The 3170-nt window shown below is 42.5% G+C and carries 3 protein-coding genes; all 3 read right to left on the bottom strand.

What is annotated here, in order from left to right; translation table 11 throughout:
• The coding region (locus ABVT42_RS21865; protein ID WP_367024461.1) for a phage integrase N-terminal SAM-like domain-containing protein at window positions 1–423 on the bottom strand (423 nt) is incomplete at its 3' end.
• Window positions 424–425: 2 nt separating this feature from the next.
• Window positions 426–2786, bottom strand: coding sequence for a toprim domain-containing protein (locus ABVT42_RS21860; protein ID WP_367024459.1), 2361 nt, complete (start codon window positions 2784–2786; stop codon window positions 426–428).
• Entirely contained in the window at window positions 2777–3160 is a 384-nt protein-coding gene (locus ABVT42_RS21855) for a hypothetical protein (protein ID WP_465251091.1), read from the bottom strand. Before ABVT42_RS21855 ends, ABVT42_RS21860 begins: the two co-directional genes overlap by 10 nt.
• Between the last annotated feature and the right edge of the window lie 10 nt (window positions 3161–3170).

Raw genomic sequence — 3170 nt, 5'->3', positions numbered from 1 at the left:
TTCGATGGTGAGGACGTGTTTCGGTAATCGTTTTTCTAACTTGGGCAGCTCGATATCAGCCGCAGGATTATACAGCGTGTAATTGTGTTTGCTTAAATATTTAAAGAAGGCGCGCAGTGCGCCCAGTCTTGAGTGCTGACTCTGGAAGCTTAGCGGCTCACCATTTTCTTTGCGGTAGTGGTAAAGATATCTTTGGTAACGCTCGATGATTTGTTTGGTGATTTCCGATGGTTGAGTCAGCCCTCTTTCCTCACACCATTGGATAAAATAATTGATGTAAAGCTCACGGGATTCTTTGCTTTTGTCTGAGTAATTTCTAATGCCCATCCATTCTAAATATCTTTCACGATAGGCGGCTAATCCATTAACATCAGTTAAATCACCGTAGCTTTTTTTGGTGAGAGTCGTTCCTTTTCTTGGCATGGTTACGACACCTCAACAACGTTACGATGCGGATTATTTTTAATCACTAGATGCCCTTCTGGACTTACTTCGTTAAATAAATCTTCATTCACCTCATGGCTATTGGGCTGGAGCTTAATTTCATCAGTCCGACTTAAGCCCGACTCCCCACCGACTTGACCCCGACTTGGGGGCGACTTCTTATCGACTGCCCCCGACTTCTGGTCATCACAATGATATTTTTCAGCGAGCTTTTCACAATCAATCAACCCCATCATAAATTGACTACGTTGCTCGCCCTCCCCTTGATAATTGAGTTGATAGGCAATCGTTTTACCTCGTCCACCGCCGTGCGCGATTAAATATTCCATATCTTCCAGTCGGCCACAATGAACTTTTAATTGCGTATTGCCCCAACCAGTAAACTCTCTGATCTGTTTGCGACTAAAGCGATAATCACTGTGCTCAATCTTTTGTTGCTCACAACTTTGTTGAACAAACTCGGTTATCAGTTTTAATAATTTTCGGGTTTGTGGTGGCAACTCGTCGAAGGTTCGGCCAAGCACTTCATGCGCTAACAGGTTCGCCACTTTAATATCATCAAGCGTGACTTCGATGTATTCAATGACTTTATCATTTTGTTGGATGCTTTTTATTTCTCGCTGGTATTGATGCAATAAGGTAATACTTCTTATCAAGGCTAAATATTTTTGATGGTCGCGTCGGGTTCGGGTTTTATTACTCAGGAAGGTGAGTTGTTCCGCAAATGGATTAACCACTTTTAGGGGGCGTAATAATCGCTGTGCATTTCGATGGATAGTCACTAACTTGGATTTTTTTTCTTTTGACAGTAGTCCTTCCAGTGTATCGCTATATCTTTGTTGTTGATGAATGGCTTCGGTTTGCTCAACCGATTCATTCACCGTTAACACTAAACAACGGTTCAGTAATTCCTCATCAATGTCGATGGCCGTTGTCGTCAGGAACAACATCACCGGACCTTCTACATGATAAGTTTGCGTTTCCATATTACCCGTAGTGGCATTTTTGCCTGTTGATGCAATGGTGATTTCACCCTCACTTTGTAAAAGCTTTAAGGCGTAACTGGCATTCTCTGCGCCTTCCTCTTCAGCGATTGCTAAGATCTTATTTTTAAGGTTGGTTTCGCCCATGTAGAACAAGCTTTGACCTGTCATGGCTGAGTATTGCACTCTTTCCTCTTCCGGCATTAAATTTAAAACCGCATCCATTAATGATGATTTTCCAGCCGCACTATTTGATTGGATGATGACCGCTAATGGCTTGTCTAATTTTCTGGAGACGCTCGCTAAATAGCCTACCAGTTTATTGGTTTCTTCTCCCACCACACCACATTCATTAAAGTCAGATAATATTCTACTGAGTAAGTTTTTATCTTTGAGTAAGGCAAGCGATTCATTTTTTTCTTGCTCATCCAGCTCAATCATTTTTTCAGCCGATTGATTTTTATTTTCAATCTGCTCATCTTGCAGGGCTTCCAGTTTTAACAACACCTTACCTAAATCTTTTTTGATAATGTCGAACTCAACACCTAATTCATTCGATGCAATTTTGATAAAGGTTTGTCGTTGCTTGGCGTTGTAAAGCTCTAGCGTATCAACGTGGATGGCCTCATCCTTATTCACCATCACATTTACTTTGAGTTGGTCATAGCTTAGGTTTTTGCTTAAACCTCGAACCCGATAGTGTCTATCACCAAACACCATTTTAACTTCACGTTCATTGATTTGTGCCTCAACATCACTGATAACTTTAGGCTGAACTTGTGCCGTTGGCTCCGACAAGCCAGCGACTAAATCAGGATGACTTTTCTCTTCCTGATTAACGTTTTTGCTTTTTTCTTGTTTTCGACACTCATCACTCGCTACTCGCTGACTCGCTGCTAACATCGGCTCCGCTTTTCTGACAACCAACCCTAACGCTTTATCAGCCGGACTCATTTGCAACGCATACTCATTGGCATCCATACCTTTGGGGAACAAGATGCGGTAGCAATCAATCTGATATTTTTTTAATTGCTCAGCCAGCTTTTCTGCTGCATTGTTTCCGGCTTCATCTCGATCATAAGCAATCAACACCCGTTTAATATCATGTTGGATGAATGCGTTTAAGTGTTCCTCAGTAAATCCATTGGTGCCATAACTCGCCGTCACATTCCTGAGTCCATTCACCCAGAAGGTCATCGCATCAATCAGGGATTCACATAAAATAATTTCGTCACTAGCAGCTAAACACTGAGCATTCCACACGCCTTGATGTTCACCCGGTAAATACAGGTGTTGCGCGGTTCCCTTGCGTAATCGACTACCCAGTATTTTACGGCCATAAACTTCTTTCACCTGCACAGCCTCACCAATGNCACGCCTTGATGTTCACCCGGTAAATACAGGTGTTGCGCGGTTCCCTTGCGTAATCGACTACCCAGTATTTTACGGCCATAAACTTCTTTCACCTGCACAGCCTCACCAATGACCGGAACCACCAGGCAACCATTAAAATGCTCATGCCCTGTTTTTCTTAAAATACCCGCACTTTGTAAACACCCTCTAATTTCTGCACCCGCCTTGCGATTTTTCTCCGGCAAGCGATAACCTAAAGTGCGATTGGCAAAGCCCAACTTAAAGGTGTTGATGAGTTCAACATTATTAAGTCCACGACTTTCTAAATACTGTAATACCTCGGGGCTTTGCTTGAGTGTTTCGTGGTAAAAATCAATCACCTGTTTTAAG

This window comes from Aliikangiella maris (assembly GCF_040719265.1).
GTDB classification, from domain to species: domain Bacteria; phylum Pseudomonadota; class Gammaproteobacteria; order Enterobacterales; family Kangiellaceae; genus Aliikangiella; species Aliikangiella maris.
This window is presented reverse-complemented; position numbering and strand designations above follow the sequence as displayed.